This is a genomic window from Alistipes sp. Marseille-P5061 (genome assembly GCF_900290115.1).
GTDB lineage: Bacteria > Bacteroidota > Bacteroidia > Bacteroidales > Rikenellaceae > Alistipes > Alistipes excrementigallinarum.
Genome location: NZ_LT985750.1, coordinates 76,054 through 95,757 on the forward strand (window position 1 = coordinate 76,054; position 19,704 = coordinate 95,757).

12 protein-coding genes, 1 other RNA gene and 1 pseudogene are annotated in these 19,704 nt (G+C 66.2%); 7 read left to right on the forward strand and 7 right to left on the reverse strand.

The features are described from left to right. The 3 genes from C8267_RS07315 to C8267_RS07325 all read left to right on the forward strand — a co-directional run bounded on the left by C8267_RS07315 (position 1) and on the right by C8267_RS07325 (position 4,861). Positions 1–2,391: a glycoside hydrolase family 18 gene (locus tag C8267_RS07315; RefSeq protein ID WP_106634224.1), complete on the forward strand. Its 2,391-nt coding sequence runs from the start codon at positions 1–3 to the stop codon at positions 2,389–2,391. Positions 2,392–2,421: 30 nt separating this feature from the next. Then, positions 2,422–3,579: a DUF1735 and LamG domain-containing protein gene (locus C8267_RS07320; protein WP_087361894.1), complete on the forward strand. Its 1,158-nt coding sequence runs from the start codon at positions 2,422–2,424 to the stop codon at positions 3,577–3,579. A gap of 259 nt (positions 3,580–3,838) precedes the next feature. Beyond that, positions 3,839–4,861: an FUSC family protein gene (locus tag C8267_RS07325; RefSeq protein ID WP_106634225.1), complete on the forward strand. Its 1,023-nt coding sequence runs from the start codon at positions 3,839–3,841 to the stop codon at positions 4,859–4,861. Here the strand turns inward: C8267_RS07325 and rnpB are convergent. The 7 genes from rnpB to C8267_RS07360 all read right to left on the reverse strand — a co-directional run bounded on the left by rnpB (position 4,861) and on the right by C8267_RS07360 (position 12,362). Continuing rightward, an RNA gene (rnpB, locus tag C8267_RS07330) (RNase P RNA component class A) lies at positions 4,861–5,235 on the reverse strand. The genes C8267_RS07325 and rnpB overlap by 1 nt on opposite strands. Before the next feature lie 1,148 nt (positions 5,236–6,383). Further along, positions 6,384–7,418, reverse strand: coding sequence for a VWA domain-containing protein (locus C8267_RS07335; RefSeq protein ID WP_106634226.1), 1,035 nt, complete (start codon positions 7,416–7,418; stop codon positions 6,384–6,386). A 168-nt stretch (positions 7,419–7,586) separates the two neighbouring features. Beyond that, positions 7,587–8,573, reverse strand: a complete 987-nt coding sequence (locus tag C8267_RS07340) for a vWA domain-containing protein (protein ID WP_087361891.1) — start codon at positions 8,571–8,573, stop codon at positions 7,587–7,589. Positions 8,574–8,645: 72 nt separating this feature from the next. Continuing rightward, entirely contained in the window at positions 8,646–9,488 is an 843-nt protein-coding gene (locus tag C8267_RS07345; RefSeq protein ID WP_106634227.1) for a tetratricopeptide repeat protein, read from the reverse strand. A gap of 1 nt (position 9,489) precedes the next feature. Further along, positions 9,490–10,470 (reverse strand): hypothetical protein, encoded by a 981-nt coding sequence (locus C8267_RS07350; RefSeq protein ID WP_106634228.1) that lies wholly within the window; start codon positions 10,468–10,470, stop codon positions 9,490–9,492. Further along, the gene (locus tag C8267_RS07355) at positions 10,467–11,351 is read right to left on the reverse strand and encodes a DUF58 domain-containing protein (protein ID WP_087361888.1); all 885 of its coding nucleotides are present in this window, start codon (positions 11,349–11,351) and stop codon (positions 10,467–10,469) included. The genes C8267_RS07350 and C8267_RS07355 overlap by 4 nt, the downstream gene beginning before the upstream one ends. 12 nt (positions 11,352–11,363) lie before the next feature. Next, positions 11,364–12,362 (reverse strand): AAA family ATPase, encoded by a 999-nt coding sequence (locus tag C8267_RS07360; protein WP_087361887.1) that lies wholly within the window; start codon positions 12,360–12,362, stop codon positions 11,364–11,366. Positions 12,363–12,570: 208 nt separating this feature from the next. Here C8267_RS07360 and C8267_RS07365 point away from each other — a divergent pair, with 208 nt between their 5' ends. From C8267_RS07365 to C8267_RS11170, 4 genes and pseudogenes are all read left to right on the forward strand, one after another. Next, positions 12,571–15,231, forward strand: coding sequence for an ATP-dependent helicase (locus tag C8267_RS07365; protein ID WP_106634229.1), 2,661 nt, complete (start codon positions 12,571–12,573; stop codon positions 15,229–15,231). A gap of 419 nt (positions 15,232–15,650) precedes the next feature. Then, the gene (locus C8267_RS07370; protein ID WP_106634230.1) at positions 15,651–16,589 is read left to right on the forward strand and encodes a glycosyltransferase; all 939 of its coding nucleotides are present in this window, start codon (positions 15,651–15,653) and stop codon (positions 16,587–16,589) included. 50 nt (positions 16,590–16,639) lie between these two features. Next, positions 16,640–17,281: pseudogene (nth, locus tag C8267_RS07375) on the forward strand (endonuclease III); the annotation flags it as partial. A gap of 1,643 nt (positions 17,282–18,924) precedes the next feature. Continuing rightward, positions 18,925–19,479, forward strand: coding sequence for a TlpA family protein disulfide reductase (locus C8267_RS11170; protein WP_442778179.1), 555 nt, complete (start codon positions 18,925–18,927; stop codon positions 19,477–19,479). The last annotated feature ends 225 nt before the right edge of the window (positions 19,480–19,704 follow it).

Consider the following 19,704-nt stretch of genomic DNA (forward strand, 5'->3'; position numbering starts at 1 on the left):
ATGAAAAGAATCTTCAAATATGCACTCTGCACGCTGCTGCTGGGTAGCCTGTTTGCCGGCTGCGAGAAGGAGACGACTCCCGAGCGGGTGAACGTGCAGCACCCCGAAGAGCAGGAGCAGATTCATCGCGACAACGCCTACTACCAGCGTCTTCGCGAGTACAAGAAGAGCAAGCACAAGCTGGCCTTCGGCTGGTACGGAACCTGGACGGCCATGGGCCCCTCCTACCAGACGCGCATCTCGAACTGCCCCGACTCGATGGACATCATCTCCATCTGGAGCCAGTGGCATACGCTCACCCCGGCCCAGGTGGCCGACAAGGAGTTCGTCCAGAAGGTCAAGGGTACGAAGGTGACCTACACCATCTTCTCGAACGTCATGCCCGAGCCCTTCGCCTCGATGTACGACGACCCCTACTGCGATGAGGCCATCGAGGCCTACGCCAAGGCCTACTGCAAGGACTCGATGGACAAGTGGAACTACGACGGTATCGACATCGACTACGAGCCGGGCTTCGGCGCCGTGGGTCCCTTCGTGGGCAACCCCGCTCCCGACCTCTTCAACAAGCTGATTGTGGCCATGGGCAAGTACGTGGGTCCCAAGTCGGGCACGGGCCGTCTGTTCATCATCGACGGCGTCCCCTTCGCCGTCCGGGACGAGTATGTCGAGTACTTCGACTACGGCATCGTGCAGGCCTACTCCTCGTACGGCTACACCGACCTGCAGAACCGCTTCAACAATGCCTACAATGTGGGGTGGAAGCCCGAGCAGTATATCTTCGCCGAGAACTTCGAGTCCTACTGGAAGACGGGCGGCGTGAGCCACACCACGCGTGACGGCCAGACGGTCAACTCGCTGCTGGGCATGGCGCTCTTCAACCCGACGCAGGGCGAGGGCGGCGGCTTCGGCGCCTACCACATGGAGTACGAGTACGCCCACGCCGACATGCCCTACAAGTACATGCGTCAGGCCATCCAGGCGGTCAACCCTGCCCCCGTGGGCGACTACTCGAAGACGCTGGTGGCCCTCAACGAGGCCGGCACCGAGCAGTTCGAGGTGAGCGTCACCCCCTCGGGCGTCATCTACGGCGAGGTGAACTGCACGCTTTCGGCCCGCATCTCGGAGCCGGCTGAGGCCGACACCGACCTTGCGCTTGCGGTCGACAACTCGCTCATCGAGAGCTACAACCACGACAACGGCACCGAGTATGCGGCCATCGACCCCTCGCTGGTCAACATCTCGGGTCCGCTCCACTTCGCTGCCGGCACCGAAGCGTCGGAGAGCGACGTGCAGGTGGCCGTCACGGTGGCATCGCTCGCCGACGGCGAGTACCTCGTGCCGCTGCTCCCGACCCTTGCCGAAGGCTTCGGCTACGACGAGACGGGCTACGTGAAGTACCTCGTCATTACGAAGAGCACCACCACCATCAAGGTTCTGACCGACGGCAGCCAGGTGGAGAACCACTCCGTCATGAAGCGGCTCGACGGCAGCTACAGCAGCCTTGAGGCGACGCTCACGGCGCACCTCTCGCTGGGGGCCATCTCCGATGTCCAGTTCGGCTACGTGGCCGACAACGCGCTGGCGGAGGCCTACAACGAGAAGAACGGCACCGACTACATGACCATCGACGCATCGAAGGTTTCGCTCTCCGGCAAGCTCTCGTTCGCCCAGGGCGAGATGAGCCCGACGGGCGGGGTGACGGTCACGCTTCCCGACCTCTCGGTGCTCCAGCCGGGCTACACGTTGGTTGCGCTGCGTCCCGACCTGGAGTCGCTGAGCGACTACGAGCCCGATGCCGACCGCGGCGTGAAGTACCTGTTGATTTTCCTCGGCGAGGAGAACCTGGCCGCACAGCAGAACCTCGAACCCTTCGAGGATGACTGCACGAAGATTGACAACGCCAACAACAAGCTGGGCTGGACGGTCGACATCACCAACCAGAACACCTCCATCGGCGGTACGGGCGTCTGGGGCTACGACGACGTGACGACGCTCTTCAACGGACGTGATGCCGGCGACATGGGCTTCTATGCCATCTTCAACAACTACTACTCGTGGCAGGTGGGCCTCGGCGGCCGCATCACCATCGACATGCAGCAGAGCTATCCGGTGAGCACGGTGGCCTGGGGCGTATGCTACACCAATACGGCCTATTCGGTGAAGACCATCCGCAACGTCGAGGTTTCGACCGACGGCGTGAACTGGACGCCGCAGAATGCCTCCGACGTGACGATTGCCCAGGCTACGGGCGACAACGGCGTCATGCAGTGGTTCACCTTTGTCAAGCCGGTCGAGGCGCGCCTCATCCGCTTCGACATCGTCGACCGCTACGACACGGGCAGCAACTTCTGCGGCATGCGCGAGCTTGAAGTCTGGAGTCCGAAGAACTAACCGAACCAACCCTCAAAACGAACAAAGAGTATGAAACTGAAATATTTTGCAGTGCCGCTGCTCCTCGCCGCCGCCCTTGCGACGGGGTGCCAGGAGTCGGCCAAGTACGAACCGGTCGTCTACATGACCGATGCGCAGTCGAATGCCGCCATGAGCGTGACCATCGACGAGCTTCCGGCCAGCACGGCCCTCTCGGTCACCGCGTCGGAGCAGGTCTCGCACGACCTGGAGATAACGCTCGAGCTGCGTCCCGACCTGGTGGAGAGCTACAACCTCAAGTATGGCAAGAACTACCTCCCGCTGCCCGAGGGGACCTATGAGTTCCTCAACGACAAGGTCTCCATCGCGGCCGGCTTCACCACCTCGTCGATGGCCGAACTGACGGTCACCACGATGGACGGTTTTGCCGAGGGAGCCACCTACTGCATGCCGGTGAGCATCCGCTCGGTGAGCGGCTCGATGGCCGTTCTCGAGCCTTCGCGCACGGTCTACATCGTCTTCAAGACGCCGGTCATCAGCAAGGCCATCATGATTGGCTCGGGCAACAAGTACAAGATTCCGGGCTTCCTGGACAACGCCGACCTGGTCTTCCCGCAGGTGACGCTCGAGACGCGCGTCTACGTGACCAACTTCTCGAACGGCTGCGACAACTCCTCCATCATGGGTATCGAGGGTGAGTGCTCGGTGCGTTTCGGCGACGTGAAGATTGACAAAAACGTCGTACAGATTTGTCACGAGAGCTACCAGCCCGCCGCCACGGACCGTCCGTGCGACGCGAACAAGTGGTACCATGTGGCAGCCGTCTGGACCGGTTCGTCGTGGGACATCTACATCGACGGACAGTATGCCGCCGGCACCCCGACGCAGGGCGAGTCGATGAACCTGGGCAAGAACGACGGCTACGGCTTCGGTCTGGGAGCGCTGTCGCAGTGGCAGAGCTCGCGCCCGCTGATGGGTTATCTGGCCGAGTGCCGCGTCTGGACGCGCGCCCTCTCGCAGAGCGAGATTGCCAACAACATGAACTACGTCGACCCGACGTCGGAGGGCCTGCTGGCCTACTGGCGCATGAACGAGTGGACGCCCAACCCCGACGGCGGCGGCAACATCGTGCCCGACCTGACGGGCCACGGCTACGATGCTCATGGCGGTTCGAGCAACCCGACGATGATGGATACCCGCTGGATGTAGACCTGCGGGCAGCGGCCGCCCCTTCGGTGGGTTGGGGCGGCCGTATATCCATGGAACAGAGACCGTGCGGTCGGCTGCAGCGTGCAGCCTGCCGCACGGTTTTTTTGTGTCCTCGCCGCATGGGCGTTTGTGCCCCCGGCCCGCAGCGGGTTTTTGTGCCCTCCCGGCCCGCAGCGGGGATGGCACCGGCCGTGCGGTCCTCTCTGCGGCTTCGGCCCGTTTCTTGCTGCATGCTTCCCCAAAATGGGCGACGGAGGTCATGAAACCGACGATACATGGATTGCTGGGGCGGATTCGCCCCGTGATGGTGGTGGCGAGCTGCATCGGGGTGGTGATGGCCTACCTTATCGGCACCTTCGTCACGGGCCCCTTCCACCAGGCATCGAGCAGCATGGGGGCCATGCTGGCCTGCACCTCGGCCGTGGTGGTGCTCCAGACGCCGGGACTCAGGGAGTCGCTGCGTGCGGGGCTGCTGCGCGTGGCCGGCACGGCGCTCGGGGCGCTGCTTGCCTATGCCTATCTGCGCCTCTTCGCCTTCTCGACGCTCGGCATGATGCTCGCCGTGGCGCTGCTCGTCGTGCTGAGCATGCTGCTCGGCATCCCCGACAACGGACGCATGGCGACCATCACGCTGCTGGCCATCCTGCTTGTCTCGCAGCGCAGCCACGCCCTGCCGCCCGGGGTGAACTGCCTGCTGCGCTTTGTCGAATCGGCGCTCGGGGTGGCCGTCGGGGTGGTGCTGGCCTGGCTTACGTCGCATCTGAGCCCCGCGGCGCACCCCGCCGCCAACAGCTGCCCGGCCCCGGCTCCAACTCCGGCAGCTCCGGCCCCGGCCCCAACTTTTGCTCCGGCTCCGGCATCAACGGTCGCACCTGCCACGACCCCAACATCCGCCCCATCCACCCCTACTTCGACCGCTCCGTCCCCTGTTTCGGTCGCTTCGGCGCCTGCCCCAACGGTTGCGCCCGCTCCGTCTTCGATTCCAACATCGACCTCAGCGGCCGCACCTGCACCCGCCCCCGGCGCCATTTTCTCTGCGTCCGGGACTGCCGCCTCTGCGCCCACCTCCGGCTCCTCCGTCGACTCCGCCCCCTCTTCCGTCGCCTCCGTTCCCGGAGCCTCTGCACCCGCTCCCGGCGCCATTTTCTCTGCTCCCGGGACTGCCGCCTCTGCCCCTGTCCCCGGCTCTTCCGCCCCCTCTGCCGCCGCGCCCGCCGCGCCTGCAGCGGCCGGCGGGGAGCAAAAAAGAACCGGCTCCCCTTCGCGGGAAGCCGGTTCCTGAAGTGTGCAGGTCCTGTAAGCCGGGTTCTGTCCCCGGAGTTGCCTCCGGGTCTCTGTCATTTATCTAGGGCGGCAGTCTCCTGCCGTCTCAAGCAACCTACCCCCCGGCATCGGGCGAGCAACCCTTAATTGCCGGTATACATGGTCTTGCAACCCACGAGACGTACGGCCAGACGACATCACTGCCTCTGCGGTGGGCTCTTACCCCGCCTTTTCACCCTTACCACCGCTGCAGGCGAACCCGACAGCGGGGCGGTTCTTCTCTGTTACGCTCCTATACCCTCACGGATATCAAGTGATTGGCTTGCGTGGCGCTCTGCGTTGCCCGGACTTTCCTCCCCCGGCCGAGCCGGCGGCGACAGAGCGGACCTGCGCTGCAAAGGTAGGAATTAATGCGCGAAAAACCGCGCCTCCGACCGAAAATCGGGGTGCTTCCCCTGCGGCGGGGAGGAAGATGCCGCGTCGAGGGAGCGAAGATGTCGCGCGAAGGGGCGAGGGGTGCGGCAAGGGGAGAAGAGGCGGAGGTGTTGAGGGGTGACAGGAGGCTCTTATACACATTTCCGAGCCCCCCAGACCGCACTAGATATCGGATTCCGTCTTCTTCTTGCAAAAAAAAANACAGGCGTCGGGCGCCGGCAGCCCTGAAGGGGGGGTGGAGGTCCTCCGGTGCGGGCGGTGCGACCGGGCGGATGCAATGCGGCGGGGCCGAACGGGGGAACCGTGGTTGAGGTTTGTTTGCGGCTTTGCGACGCAGGAGGGCGGAATGCAATGCAGAGGGTCGGGTGCAATGCGGTGGGGCCGAGCGGGAAAAACCGGGGTTGAGGTTTGTTTACTGCTTTGCGGCGCAGGCGGGCGGAATGCAATGCGACCGGTCGGATGCAATGCGGCGGGGCCGAACGGCCCGGCGTTGAAAGGGGTGGACGGATGTGGAAAAGAGAAGAGGGGTGTGGAGGGTGCGGCGGGTGGGGTGGAAGGGCGTGGCATCGCACTTGTAGGCCGCTGTCCGCGGGGCTGAATTACAACCGAATGCAGACCGAAAGTAACCCGGAAGACCGGAACGACGTATCGCTCCGGTCTTTCGGTGGTGAGGGATTTCCGGGTTACTGAATCGGATGGCAGAGCGCTTAGGGCCTTTTTCTGTGCCGCCGCAGCCTGCCGTTGGGCATCTTTGTGAGTGCCGCGGCGGTCTGCGGCCGGAGCCTGCCGTCGGGGTATCCTTGCGAGTGCCGCGGCAGTCTGCGGCCGGAGCCTCTGTTAAGCGCCCTCTTCTGCGGTCCGGAGGCTTTTCCGCGCAGCCCTTTTTGCGGTCCGGAGGCTTTCCCGCGCGGCTCTTTTCTGCGGTCCGGAGGCTTTCCCGCGCGGCTCTTTTCTGCGGTCCGGAGGCTTTCCTGCACGGCCCTTTTCTGCAATCCGGGCGGCCCGTTACGAGCGCCCCCGCATCGCGCCCCCGCATCGCGGCCGCGCCGCGGCCGCCGGCTCCCGTCTGCGGCTCCCGTCTGCCGCCCCGGCCTTTCGCCCCCGGCCTACTGCTCCCGCTTCTCGTGGAAGATGTTCAGATGGGCCAGCAGCGGGTTGCGCCGGTCGAGCAGCACGAACTCGACGAGCAGCAGCACCAGCGCCACGGCCAGCAGGTAGGGATACTGCTCGTTGAACTCCTCGAAGCGGACGGTCGAGAACTCCGTCTGCTCCATGTCGTTGATGCTCCGCACAATCTCGTCGAGCCCGATGGATTGCTTCGTCGAGCGGACGTAGGCGCCGCCCGTGATTTCGGCAATCTGCTGCAGCAGCTTCTCGTCGAGCTTCGAGACCACCATGTCGCCCTTCTCGTCCTTGATGAACTCGCCGTTGATTTGAATCGGGGCCCCCTCGGGGGTGCCGATGCCAATCGTATAGATGCGGATACCCGCCTCGGCGGCCTGACGGGCCACCTCCAGCGCGTCGTCCTCGTGGTTCTCGCCGTCGGTAATGAGGATGATGACGCGGCTGTGGCTCTCGGCCGTCTCGCCCGAGAAGGAGAGCAGCGCCTGCTCGAGGGCCTTGCCCACGGCCGTACCCTGCACGTCGGCCAGCGAGGTGTCGATGCGCCGCGCAAAGGCCTTGGCCATGCGGTAGTCCGAGGTAATGGGGAGCTGTACCTTCGGCTCGCCGGCGAAGACGATGAGCCCCACGCGGTCCTGCTGCAGCCCGTCGAAGAGCTTGTTGATGGCATACTTGGTCCGCTCGAGGCGGTTGGGTTCGAAGTCCTCGGCCAGCATCGAGTTCGAGACGTCGACCACGAGCATCATCTCGACGCCCTGGCTCTTCTCCTCGCGGAGCTTCGAGCCCAGCTGCGGGCGTGCGGCGGCGAGGATGAGCAGCGCGAGCGCCGTGCAGAAGAGGATGAACTTCAGCTTCACGCGCCCGGTCGAGACGTCGGGCATCAGCTCGCGCAGCACGTCGAGGTGTCCGAAGCGTTCGAGCCGTTTGCGGCGGTTGCGGGCGGCCGCCCAGAAGAGCGCCGCGAGCAGCGGCAGCAGCCAGAGCAGCCAGAGGTATTGCGGATTGGCAAAGCGGAACATAGCGGAATGGTGGGGCCGACCGGGCCGGGTGTCACGTGCGGATGCCGCCGCGCCGCCGGTCGGTCGATTCGGGCGCCCGGCGGGGCGCTCCCGACGCGGGGGCATCCTCTCCCTGGGGTTGCCGCACGCCTCCGCCGGGAGTCCTCGGAGGCGGCGGGCCGGGGCGCCCTAAGGCAGGCGCCGCAGCACAAAGGCGCGGAGCAGGAACTCGGCCACGAGCAGCAGGATGGCCGCCACGACCCACGGCACGAAGAGCTCGTGGTAGGTGACGTGCTCCGAGACCTCGACGCGGCTCTTTTCGAGCTGGTTGATTTCGTCGTAGATGGCCTTGAGCTTTGTGTTGTCGGTGGCGCGGAAGTAGCGGCCGCCCGTGAGCGAGGCAATCTGTTCGAGCATCTTCTCGTCGATTTCGACCTTCTGCTGCACGAAGGTCATGTTGCCGAACATGTCGACGGCGGGGTAGGGGGCCATGCCGCGCGTTCCGACGCCGATGGTGTAGACGCGGATGCCCTGCGCCCGGGCGATTTCGGCCGCCGTCAGGGGGGCAATTTCGCCGCGGTTGTTCACACCGTCCGTCAGCAGGATGATGACCTTCGACTTGGCCTGGCTCTCGCGCAGGCGGTTGATGGCCGTGGCCAGACCGTTGCCGATGGCCGTGCCGTCCTCGATGATGCCGCTGCGGATGCGCGACAGCAGGGTCTGGAGGGTGCTCTGGTCGGTGGTCAGGGGGCTCTGCGTGAAGGCCTCGCCGGCGAAGGCCACCAGACCGATGCGGTCACCGTAGCGGTCGGCGATGAAGGAGCCGGCCACCTCCTTGGCGGCGGTGATGCGGTCGGGCTTGAAGTCGCGTGCGAGCATCGAGCCCGAGACGTCGATGGCGAGCATGATGTCAATTCCTTCGGTCGAGCTGTGGGCGCTGCGTTCGACATCCTGCGGACGGGCGAGGGCCACGACGCAGAGTGCGAAGGCGGCGGCGCGCAGCACGAAGGGGAGGTGGCGCAGGTAGTAGCGCCACGTGCGGGGGGCGCGGAGCACCCCCTCGACCGTCGAAATCTGGATGGCGGCACCGCCCTGCAGCGTCCGCCAGACGTAGTAGGCCGCCATGGGGACGAGCAGCACGAGCAGCCACAGCAAATGGGGAGTTGCGAAGTGCATGTCTTTCTCTTTAAGTTCGTTTCCGGGGACGGGGGGCGGAGCTCGGCGCGGAGCTCCGCACGGGCGCCCTCCTTACCAGTTCTTGCTGCTGCGGACCACCATCGCCCGGCGCTTCTCCTTGAGCTTCTCCTGCGTGCGGTCCTCCTGCGCCTGGATGGCGTCGAGCATCTGCTCCTGCTCCTGCGGCGAGATGCCCTCGGGGCGGGGCTGGCCTTCGCCTTCGCCCTGCTCGCCATCCTTGCCGTCGGGCTGACCCTGACCCTGGTCCTGCTGGTCCTGATTTTGGTCCTGCTGGTCCTTGTTCTGGTCCTGCTGGTCCTTATTCTGGTCCTGCTGGTCTTTGTTCTGGTCCTTGTTCTGGTTCTGACCCTGCTGGTTCTGACCCTGCTGGTTCTGGTTCTGGTTGTTCTGGCCCTGCTGGTTCTGCTGGTCCTTGTTCTGCTGGTTCTGGTCGCCGCCGCCACCGCCGTTCTTCTGCTCGTCGTCGAGCAGATGCTTCGTGTAGGCGTAGTTGTACTTCGCCTCCCGGTCGTCGGGGTTGAGCAGCAGCGAGCGCTTGTAGCTCTCGAGCGCCTCCCGGTACTTCTTCTGGCGGAACTGCGTGTTGCCCAGATTGTAGTAGGCCTCGGCCCGCTCGGTGTCGCTGCGCAGCGTGTCGGCCGCCGCGCGGTTCTGCATCTGCTCGGCCTTGTCGTACATCTCGGCCTTGCTCAGGGCGTTGCCCAGATTGTAGGTGGCCTCGAACGACGCGGGGTCGAGCATCAGGGCCCGGCCGTAGCGGTCGATGCTCTGCTGATACTCGCCCTTGTTGTAGAGACGGTTGCCCTTGCGCACCTCGCGCCGCTCGGGCATCTGCTGCCCCAGGGCGCTGACCGCGGCAAGGAGCGCCGCCAGTAATATCACGTATCGCTGCATGCTAATCCTCCTTTTTGAGCTCTGTGTCGGGCTTCTCTCCGTCGGTGGTTTCGACCACGGGTTTGGTCTCCTCGACGAAGTAGTAGCTCTTCAGATAGTCGTTTTCGTTCTGCTCGGAGTCGGGCTCCGCCTTGGCGAACTTCACCAGGTCGGCGTCGCGCAGCAGGGAGCTGAGGTCCCTGCGGGCCTTGTCGGGGAGCTCCACGCCGCGCATCGCCTCGATGATTTCGTCCGAGGTCATCTCCAGCGCGCCGATGTTCCAGCGGCGGACGATGTAGTGGCGCAGGATGTCGCTCAGCCCCGAGTAGTAGGCCTTGTAGCGGTTGTTCTGCCACAGCTTCTGGTTGTGGAGCGTCTCGAGCGCCTTGATGGCCTCGACGTGGGGCGGCAGCGGAGGCGCCGGGCGGAAGAGCGACCCCAGCCCCCGGCCCCGCTGGCGCAGGTAGCGCACCACGCCGTAGAGACCCACGAGCAGCACGGCCAGCAGGGCGAGGCCCCAGAGCACGTAGCTGCGGATTTCGGCGAAGCGGAAGGGCAGGTTCTTCTGCCCCTTGAGGTCGTAGATGGACTGCGAGGTGGAGTCAATCTGGAAGGTCCCGACGCGCAGCAGCAGCGAGTCGGCCGTATGGAGCGTGTCGATGATGTTCTTGTCGGCATAGAGCACCTGCCCCGTGCCGAGGTTGAAGCGGCCCTCCTCGAAGGCGGCCATGCGGTAGCGCTTGCGGAGCTTCATGCGCCGCCCCTCGCGTTCGAGCGTGTCGACGGGCAGCGAGGCGACCAGTTCGAGCCCCCCGCCCGGACTGCGGAACTCGGGGAACTCGACCACCTGCACCAGGTCCTTCTCCACCTCGATGACGTAGTCGAAGCGGTCGCCTATGAAGACGCTGTCGGGCTCCAGACGGACCGTGACGGCGGGGCGCTGCTGGGCCGCGGCTCCCGAGAGCGAGCCGGCGAGCAGCAGGAGCGTGACGATTCGTTTCATCGTTGCTTGAAGAGTTTAATGAGTTCGACCACGTAGTCGCCGTCGGTGGCCACGGTGGCCGTGTCGATGCGGTTGTGGCGGAGCATCGTCTCGATTTGCTCGCTGCGGCGGCGCCACGACTCGGCGTAGTGGTCGCGCACGGCGCGCGACGAGGTGTCGGTCCACACCTTGCGGCCGCTCTCGGCGTCGCGCAGCTCGATGATGCCCACGTCGGGGAGCTCCGCCTCGCGGGGGTCGTAGACGCGGATGCCCACCAGGTCGTGCTTCCCGCCGGCAATCTTGAGCGCGTCGTCGAGCGCCTCGCCGTCGGACGAGGTGTCGAGGAAGTCCGAGAGGATGAAGGTCGTGCAGTGCTTCTTGCTGACGTTGGTCAGGAAGCGCAGCGGCTCGGAGAGCTTCGTGCCCGTGTGCTGGGGACGGAAGCCCACCAGCTCGCGGATAATCATGAGGATGTGGCTGCGCCCCTTCTTCGGGGGGATGAACTTCTCGATGCGGTCCGAGAAGAAGATGCAGCCCACCTTGTCGTTGTTCTGGGCGGCCGAGAAGGCCAGCACGGCGGCAATCTCCGTGATGACGTTCTTCTTGAGCCGGTCGGTCGAGCCGAACATCCGCGAGGCCGAGACGTCGACGATGAGCATCATCGTCAGTTCGCGCTCCTCCTCGTAGACCTTGATGTAGGGCTTCGACGAGCGTGCCGTGACGTTCCAGTCGATGTCGCGCACGTCGTCGCCGGCGCGGTACTCCCTCACCTCGGAAAACGACATGCCGCGTCCGCGGAAGGCCGTGTGGTATTTTCCGGCGAAAATCTCGTTGGAAAGGCCGCGGGTCTTGATTTCGATTTTGCGGACGCGCCTGAGGATATCGTTCTCGCTCTGCTCCATCTTCGGGTCGGCTTAGGGTACGATGACGTTGTTCAGGATGTCGGTGATGAGCTCCTCCGAGGTGATGTTCTCGGCCTCGGCCTCGTAGGTGAGTCCGATGCGGTGGCGCAGCACGTCGTGGCATACGGCGCGCACGTCCTCGGGAATCACATATCCGCGGCGGCGGATGAAGGCGTAGGCGCGTGCGGCCTTGGCCAGCGAGATGGAGGCACGGGGAGAACCGCCGTAGGCAATCAGGTTCTGGAGCTTCGGGAGGTTGTACTCGGCCGGCTCGCGCGTGGCGAAGATGATGTCGACGATGTACTTCTCGATTTTCTCGTCCATATAGACATCCTCGACCACCTTGCGGGCCTTGACGATGTCCTCGGGCGAGATGACCTTGTTGACCGTGGGCATGCCGGCGCCCGAGAGGTTCATGCGGACGATGTCGCGCTCCTCCTGCTTCTTGGGGTAGGAGATGCGGACCTTGAGCATGAAACGGTCGACCTGGGCCTCGGGCAGCGGATAGGTGCCCTCCTGCTCCAGGGGGTTCTGCGTGGCGAGCACCAGAAAGGGCTGCGGCAGGGGATAGGTCTCCTCGCCGATGGTCACCTGACGCTCCTGCATCGCCTCGAGCAGCGCCGACTGCACCTTGGCCGGCGAACGGTTAATCTCGTCGGCCAGCACGAAGTTGGCGAAGACGGGGCCCTTCTTGACGATGAACTCCTCGCTCTTCTGCGAATAGATGAGCGTACCGATGAGGTCGGCAGGCAGCAGGTCGGGGGTGAACTGGATGCGGGAGAACTGGGCGTCGACGGCCTTGGCCAGCGTGGTGATGGCCAGCGTCTTGGCCAGTCCCGGCACACCTTCGAGCAGGATGTGGCCGTTGGAGAGCAGGCCGATGAGCAGCGTGTCGACCAGATGGCTCTGGCCCACGATGACCTTGCCCATTTCGTTGCGGAGCGTATCGACGAAGACCGATTCGCGTTCGATGCGCTCGTTGAGTTCCTTGATGTTGATGACTTCGCTCATTGGGTATTATATATGTGAAGTAAATTTCCCGGGTTTTGTTCAGTTAGGTAACGACCTCCCTGCAAAATTATTGCAAATTTACGAAAAAAAGCGCAAAGCGCACCGGCGGCCGAAGGCCGCGATGCCCCGCTCGGGGAAAAATCTTGGGGTAAACTGCCCGCCGGATGGCGATTTGTTCGTACCTTTGCCTTCCGAACGAAACGAAACGATGGAATCCCAGCAGTCACCCATACTCAAGGGGCTCAACCCCGCCCAATATGCCGCCGTGGTCAACTACGACACCCCCTCGCTCATCATCGCCGGAGCGGGCTCGGGCAAGACGCGCGTGCTCACCTCGCGCATCGCCTACATGATAGAACAGGGGGTCAAACCGTGGAACATCCTGGCGCTCACCTTCACCAACAAGGCCGCCGAGCAGATGCGCGACCGCATCGCGCAGATGGTGCCGGGCGAGCGCTCGCGCTACATCCGCATGGGGACCTTCCACTCGGTCTTCTCGCGCATCCTGCGTGAAAACGCCCAGCGCATCGGCTTCACCGAGTCGTTCACCATCTACGACTCGTCGGACAGCCGCAACCTGCTCAAGAGCCTCGTCCGCGAGCTGAACCTCGCCGACGACCGCTACAAGCCCGCCACGGTGGCCTCGCGCATCTCGCTGGCCAAGAACAAGCTCATCACCCCGGGGGCCTACCTGGCCAACGCCGCCTACGCCGCCGAGGACCGCCAGGCGCAGATGCCCGAATTCGGCAACCTCTACAACCTCTACTGCCAGCGCTGCAAGCACAACGGCGCGATGGACTTCGACGACCTGCTGCTGCAGACCAACATCCTGCTGCGCGACTGCCCCGACGTGCTGGCGCGCTACCAGGAGCTCTTCCAGTACATTCTGGTCGACGAGTACCAGGACACCAACTACGCGCAGTATGTCATCATCCGCCGCCTCTCGCAGCGCCACTCGAAGGTCTGCGTCGTGGGCGACGACGCGCAGTCCATCTACTCGTTCCGCGGCGCGAAAATCGAGAACATCCTCTCGTTCCGCAACGACTACCCCGATGCGCAGGTCTTCAAGCTCGAGCAGAACTATCGCTCGACGCGCACCATCGTCGACGCCGCCAACTCGGTCATCGTCCACAACGCGCGCCGCATGGAGAAGCACTGCTTCTCGGCGGGCGACGAAGGGGAGAAAATCCGCATCCTGAAGGCCTACACCGACCGCGAGGAGGCCGAGCTGGTGGTGAGCGAGCTGCGCGACCGCATCCGCCGCACGGGGGACGAGTGGTCCGATGCGGTGATTCTCTACCGCACCAACAGCCAGTCGGCCGTGCTGGAGGACAACCTCCGGCGGCGGGGCATCCCCTACCGCATCTACAAGGGCTCGTCGTTCTACGACCACAAGGAGGTGAAGGACCTGATGGCCTACATTCGTCTGGTCATCAACCCCCACGACGACGAGGCCTTCCGCCGCATCGTCAACTACCCGGCGCGCGGCATCGGCGACGCGACCGTGCAGCGCATCGCCGAACTGGCCTCGGCGCGGGGCCTCTCGATGTGGGAGGCGGTCGACGCGCTGGTGGCCGAGCCGGCCGCCGACGCCGTGACGCGGAGCGTCGTGCGCAAGGTGCGCGACTTCGTCGAGCTCATCCGCTCGCTCTCGCTTGCGCGGTCGGACCGAGGGCTCTACGACTTCGGCATGGAGGTGGCCACGCGCTCGGGCATCATCGCCCTCTACCGGGCCGACAACTCGCCCGAGGCGGCCTCGGCGCTGGGCAACATCGAGGAGCTGCTCAACTCGATGCAGGAGTTCAAGGAGCGGTGCGACGCCGAAATCCGCAACGGCGAGCGGCAGCCCGATGCGGAGGCCACCGTCGAGGAGTGGCTCCAGAACATGATGCTCATGTCGGACATGGACCGCGACGACCCCGAGAACAGCAACAAGGTGACCCTCATGACGGTCCACTCGGCCAAGGGGCTCGAATACAAGTATGTCTACATCGTGGGCATGGAGGAGAACCTCTTCCCCTCGCAGCGTGCGGCCGAGTCGGCCGAGGGGCTCGAGGAGGAGCGGCGGCTCTTCTACGTGGCCCTCACGCGGGCCAAGGTGGCCGCCACCATCTCCTACGCCGAGATGCGCTTCCGCTGGGGCAGCATGGAGTTCTCGCGTCCGAGCTGCTTCCTGCGCGAAATCGATCCCCGCTACGTCGAGAGCGACGTCGACCTGGGGCGCTCGCGCGAGCGGCGTCCGGAGGGCGAGGGGGCCCCGACGGCCATCGACGAGCTGCGTCGCCGCTTCGACTACCGCTTCCAGCAGCGCTCGGGCGGAGGCCCGGCGGCGGGCTCCCGCGGCGGCTACGGCTCGGGCTCCGGTTCGGCGGGCGGTTCGGCCTCCCGCGGCGGCTACGGCTCGGGCTCCGGAGGCGGTTACTCCGCTTCGCGCGGAGGCTATGGCGGCGGACACGGCCCGGGTGCGGGCAGCGCCTCGGGCGGCTCCTTCGCGGGCGGCCCCGCACGCCAGTTCCAGCGCGCCCAGCCGGCCCGTCCCTCGGGCAGCCCCGACCCCGAACTGGTGCGTCCCCTCCAGCCGCGCCCCTCGACCGAGGGGATGCGCCGCCTGGGGGTGCGTCCTGCCGGCGGAGGCCAGAGCCCGGCAGCGGGCGCCGGACAGAGCCCCGCAGCGGCCGCCCCGGCAGCCGGAGGTGCCGCTTCGGCATGCGGCTATGCGGTAGGGGAGCGGGTCGAGCATGCCAAGTTCGGCCGCGGCGTGGTCCGCGAGGTCGACACCTCGGGGGCCGACCCGCGGCTGGTGGTCGACTTCGAAACCGAAGGGCGGCGCACGCTGCTGCTCCGCTTCGCCAAGCTCAAGCGGCTCTGAGGCCGAGGCTTCGAGACTTCGGCTCCCGGACCGGCGGTCCTGACCCCGCTCCGGCGGCTTTGCCTCTGCGTCCGGACCGGCAGTTTTGACTCCGCCCCTGTGCCGGCGGCTTTGACTCCGCGCCGGTGACGGTGCCAACCCGGCCCGCCGGCTCCGCACTGCGCCCCGGTCCGCCCCGGTCCGCCCCGGCTCCGGCCCGACCCGCGTTCCGCGCCGCGGTCCCGCCGTCCGCTCCGGTTTCGCCGCCCGGCTCCGCCCCGGTCCCGCGCCCCGGTTTGCCTCGTGTTCCGGTCCCGCGCTCCGGTTCTGCCCCGCGCTCCGGTTCTGCCCCGCGCTGCGGTCCCGCCGCCGTCCGGCCCCGACCCGTGACCCGGCCCCGGTTCCGGCCCCTGAAAAATGTGTGCAACCCACTCCGAAAGATGAATACTCCGCTTGTTTCGGTCTGCATGACCACCTACAACCACGCCCCCTACATCGCCCGGGCCATCGAGAGCGTCCTGGCGCAGCGCACCTCGTTTGCCGTCGAGCTGCTCCTGGGCGAGGACTGCAGCAGCGACTCCACGCCCGACATCTGCCGCTCCTACGCCGCGCGCTACCCCGACCGCATCCGTCTGGTAACGTCGGAGCACAACGTCGGCATGCGGGCCAACTACCGCCGCACCATCGAGGCGTGCCGCGGCCGCTACGTCGCCATCTGCGACGGCGACGACTGGTGGTGCGACCCCGAGAAGCTCGAACGGCAGGTGGCGATGCTCGAGGCCGACCCCTCGCTGGGCCTCTGCTACACGCGCTCGCTGCGCCTCTTCGAGGGGACGGGCCGCGAGCTCCACTACCCCGAGGTGATGCTCACCGACTTCGACCGCCTGCTCTTCAACAACACGGTCGAGAACTGCACGGCCGTCGCCCGGCGCGACCTCATCCTGCGCTACTACGCCGAGGTGCGCCCCGAGGAGCACCCCGAATGGCTCACCGACGACGCCCCGATGTGGCTCTGGTTCGCCGCCGAGTCGCGCATCGCGTGGCTCGATGCCGAGACGGCCGTCCACCGCATGCTGCCCCAAAGCGTCAGCCAGAGCGGCCTCTACCGCAAGCGCATCGCCTTCTGCGACTCGCTCATGGATACGAGCCTCTGGTTCGATGCCCGCTACGGCGCGGGGCGCCACCGCTACCGGCTGCTCTGTCGGCGCAGCGACGTGGCGCTCTGGGTGCTCTCCTACCACGGCCCCGTGGGCGAGTACCTGGCCCGCTGGTGGCGCGACGTGCGGCGCACGCCGCGGCTGGCCCTCCACCCCGCGGGCTACGGGCTGCTGCTCAAAAAAATACTCTTCCGGCGCAAGGGAGCGGATTCGCGGGGATGACCCCCGACCTCCCTGCGCGCTTCGACCTTGATGCCCTAAAAAAAACGACCATGACCCTCCGCCAACGTTACGACGGCGTAATCGCCTGGTTCTCGGAACACATGCCCGTGGCCGAGAGCGAACTCCACTATGAAAACCCCTTCCAACTGCTCGTTGCGGTGATTCTCTCGGCGCAGTGCACCGACAAGCGGGTCAACATGACCACGCCGGCCCTCTTCGCCGCCTTCCCCACCCCCGAGGCGATGGCCGCCGCCACCCCCGAGGAGATTTTCCCCTACATCCGGAGCATCTCCTACCCCAACAACAAGGCGAAGAACCTCGCCGGCATGGCCCGCATGCTCTGTGCGGAGTTCGGCGGCGAGGTGCCCACCGATCTCGAGGCGATGCAGCGGCTTCCGGGCGTGGGGCGCAAGACGGCCAACGTGCTGGGTGCGGTGCTGTGGCAGCGCGAGGTGATGCCGGTCGACACGCATGTCTTCCGCGTCTCGGAGCGCATCGGGCTGACGACCGGCTCGAAGACGCCGCTGCAGACCGAGCGGACGCTCGAGCGGAACATCCCCTCGCACCTGCTGCCCATCGCCCACCACTGGCTGATTCTCCACGGACGCTACGTCTGCATGGCCCGCTCGCCCCGCTGCGGCGAGTGCGGCATCGCCCCCTGGTGCCGCAAGTACGCCGCCGACCGCCGCGCCGAGGCCCGCGAAGCGGCCTCCGCACCGGCCGGAACAGCCGACGGGAGCGACATGAAGAGCGCCGCCAAGGCCGGAACAAAGGCCTCCCGGGCCGGCAAGACAACCACCGCAGGAACCTCTGCCTCCCGGGCCGGCAAGACCTCTTCCGCCGGAGCCCGCAAAAAAACCACCTTAGCGCCAGCCGCTTCCGCTCCCGTTGAGGGGCCCGAACGGTCGTAGCGGGTCAGGGCGCCGGTTCTCGCTTTGCCCCGCATCTATCTCACTGGTCGGAACTGCCGCCGTGTCAGCCGCTTCCGCTTCCGTCAAGGAGCCCGAACGGTCGTAGCGGGTCGAGGCGCCGGTTCGTCTCACCCTTCCTCCGCGTCTTGTTGTTATGCTCCGCCCGGTCCGTAATCTGCCGGGCCTCTCCTTTGTTGCGTCTTGTCCGCCACTTCCTCTGCCGCTCCCTTTGCCACGTCCTCTCCGCTGCGTCCTTTCCGCCGCGACCCGTCTCCCGTTCGTCCTCCTTCCGCCTGCCCTCCGGAGCGCTCTGCCTTCTTGCTGCGCCCCCTCGTCCGCCCGTCACGTCTTTCCGCCACTCCCTCTCCCGTCCGCCCGCCGGAGCTTCCGCCCGGTCGGGCGTATTTTGTTCCGGAATGCCGCAAAGGTTGGCTCAAGGGGCGTATTTCTTTGTCTTCTAAAAAAATAGTAGTATCTTGCAATCGTACCGTCGGGATGCGCGGCGCCGACCCTCCGTCCCATCGGCCCGGCCCCTCATTTTGAAAAATGTTCCTTCCCGAATAGAAAAACCGACCATGAAAACCTGTCTCTCCCTTCTTGCGGCGGCTGCCCTCCTGCTTGGCCTGTGCTCATGCGGCGGCAACCGCTTCCGGCTCGAGGTCGAAACGGCCCCCGAGACCGGGTGCGACAACTGCACGGTCTACCTCTTTGCCCGCATGGGCAACCAGCTCACGCTGGTCGACTCCGCGCGGCTGGTCCGTCATGCGGCGCAGCTCTCGGGTCCGCTTCCCGACCCTGAGAGCCTGGTCGAACTGCTCATCCCGGGGCAGGGGNCGGTCTACCTCTTTGCCCGCATGGGCAACCAGCTCACGCTGGTCGACTCCGCGCGGCTGGTCCGTCATGCGGCGCAGCTCTCGGGTCCGCTTCCCGACCCTGAGAGCCTGGTCGAACTGCTCATCCCGGGGCAGGGGAGCTACATCCTGCTTGCTGCCCGCGGGGAGCGGGTCTCGCTGCGCATCGACACTGCCGCTCGCTCTTTCTTCCCCGCCTGCCGCGGCTCGTTCGCCACGGAGCGCATGACCGAAATCAGCCGCCGCTATCGGGAAATCGGATACGGGGCGCTGGAGCAGCTGCGCAGCGAGGCGGCCGCTCCGGGGCTCGATGCCCGGCGCCGGCAGGAGCTCGAGGCACGGCTTGCGGCCCGCGAGGCGGAGCTCGACTCCCTGGCCCGCTCGGCGATTTTCAACGACCGGAGCGCGCTGCTGGCCGTCGTTGCGACGATGTGGTATGCCGACACCTCCCCGAACATGACCGAGGACAGCCTCCGCGCCCTGGTCCGGCAGCTTCGTGCACGCTTCCCCGGGAGCCCCTGCCTCAACTCGCTCGATGAGCAGGCGGCGCCCGAGCCGCCGACCCGCGAGAGCATGCGGACGGAGAACCTCCGTGCGCGGCTTTCGGGCCTCCCGGAACCCTATCCCGAGGGGGCGGAGCCGGCACCCGGGAGCGCACCGGAGCCGGAGCCCGGAACGGAGGCCTGCTCCCTGCCGCCCTACGCCGTTGGAGAGCGGGTCGAGGCCTTCTCGCTTCCCGACGGGGAGGGGGTGCGGCGGAACCCGCTGGAGGCTGCGGAGGAGTATGTGCTGCTCGACTTCTGGGCGTCGTGGTGCGCCCCCTGCCGCAGGGAGCTCCCCGTCCTGCTCGATGCGGCGAGCCGTTTCGACGGGGTGCTCTCCGTCTGCGCCGTCTCGGTCGACGAGGATGCCGCCGCCTGGAGGAGCGCCGTGGAGCAGGAGGGGCTTTCGCCGCTGCTCAACCTCCGCCTCGACCGCAGCGACGCCTCGTTCGCGGAGCTGGTAGCCCGCTTCGACATCCGGACCATCCCGCACAACCTGCTGCTGGATGGGGAGCGCCGGGTCGTGGCGGTCGATTTGCGGGGCGACGCCCTGTGCGAGTGGCTCGAGCAGCATGTTGGGCGCTGAGCCGGCTGCTGAACCGGCCGCTGAACCGGCTGCTGAACCTGGCTGCCGGTCCACCCATCCACCCCTCCGTCCGGTCCGCCGCCCTCCGTCGTGTGCCCCGCCGGCTCGTGCGTCCTGCCCGGTTCGTGTGCCCGCCCGTCGCTGTCCCGTCGCCCGTCCGCCTGCCCCTCCTGCCCGCATCGCGGTCGCGTTCCGCCCCTGCGCCCACTTCGCTGCCGCGCACTT